At 63.4% G+C, this 1433-nt stretch carries 1 protein-coding gene; it reads left to right on the top strand.

What is annotated here, in order from left to right; translation table 11 throughout:
* Nucleotides 1-55 precede the first annotated feature (55 nt).
* Entirely contained in the window at nt 56-1330 is a 1275-nt protein-coding gene (locus WG923_RS30280) for an IS256 family transposase (protein WP_340354765.1), read from the top strand.
* The last annotated feature ends 103 nt before the right edge of the window (nt 1331-1433 follow it).

Below are 1433 nucleotides of genomic sequence, written 5' to 3'. Positions count from 1 at the left end.
AAGAGCCTGTCCGGAATTTTGTGTTCGAGGCATAACATGACCGAGAGGACCAGTTATGCCAAGCAAGACGAAGTTGAAGAACGCGGAGATCGCGGCGAAGTCCGCTGCACTGCCGAAGATTCCCAAGGAGCTGATTGACCAGTTCGTGACCGGCCCGATGACGGGGGAAGCGGTGAACGCCGCCTCCATGGCCTTCAAGAAGGCCCTGATCGAGCGGGCCATGGGCGCCGAGCTGGGGCACCACCTTGGCTACCCCGCCGGAGCGGCAAAGCCCGATACGGCCGGCAACCAACGAAATGGCACCACGGGCAAGACCGTGCTGACCGGGGAAGGCCCCCTGCGCTTGGACATTCCCCGCGACCGGGACGGCAGCTTCAACCCGATCCTGATCCCCAAGCACGAGCGCCGCTTCACCGGCTTTGATGACAAGATCATCGCCATGTACGCGCGCGGCATGACGATGCGCGAGATCCAGGGCTTCCTGCTGGAGAGCTACGGGGTCAACGTCTCCGCCGAATTCATCAGTTCGGTCAGCGAGGCGGTGATGGCTGAGGTCACTGCCTGGCAGTCACGCCCGCTGGAGCCGATGTACCCGGTGGTCTTCTTCGACGCGCTGCGCGTGAAGATCAAGGAAGACGCGGTGGTGCGCAACAAGGCGATCTACCTTGCCCTGGGGGTGCTGCCCGATGGCAGCCGCGACATCCTGGGCCTGTGGATCGAAGGCACCGAGGGCGCCAAATTCTGGATGAAGGTGTTCAACGACCTGCAGACCCGCGGGGTGGGTGACATCCTGATTGCCGTCACCGACGGCCTCAAAGGCATGCCGGAGGCGCTGAGCACCGTGTTTCCGGCCACCACCTTGCAGACGTGCATCGTGCACCTGATTCGCAACAGCCTGGACTACGTCGGCTGGAAAGAGCGAAAAGCACTTGCTGGGGCGATTCGCCCGATCTACACGGCTGCCAGCGCCGAAGCCGCAGAGGCCGAACTGGACGCCTTCGAGCAGGGGCCGTGGGGTCGCAAATTTCCCACTGTCGTGGCTGCCTGGCGGCGCGCCTGGAGCCACGTGATTCCCTTCTTCGTGTTTCCGCCTCAGATCCGGCGCGTGATCTACACGACCAACGCGATCGAGAGCATCAACTCGCAGCTGCGCAAGATCATCAAGAGCCGCGGGCACTTCCCCAGTGACGAGTCGGCCAGCAAGCTGCTCTGGCTCGCCCTGCGCAACATCACCGCCGACTGGGGACACCCCGCGCACAATTGGAAGGAAGCGATGAACCAGTTCGCCATCCTCTACGAAGACCGATTCACCCGAAGGACCGCCCCGTAAGATGCACCGACTTGCCCACCGCGGCGTGCGTCCGTCGCAAGCGACGCCCGCCGCCGTGGACAAGTCTGCCGAGCGCCTCGAACACAAAATTTCGGACAGCCCC

The organism is Ramlibacter sp. AN1133 (genome assembly GCF_037890035.1).
In the GTDB taxonomy this organism is placed as follows: Bacteria; Pseudomonadota; Gammaproteobacteria; order Burkholderiales; family Burkholderiaceae_C; genus Ramlibacter.
The sequence above is the reverse complement of the archived record's forward strand: the minus strand, read 5'-3'. Positions and strand labels throughout refer to the sequence as shown.

Coding starts and splice junctions, on each gene's coding strand:
- WG923_RS30280 (WP_340354765.1), top strand. CDS start 56: ATGCCAAGCAAGACGAAGTTGAAGAACGCGGAGATCGCGGCGAAGTCC.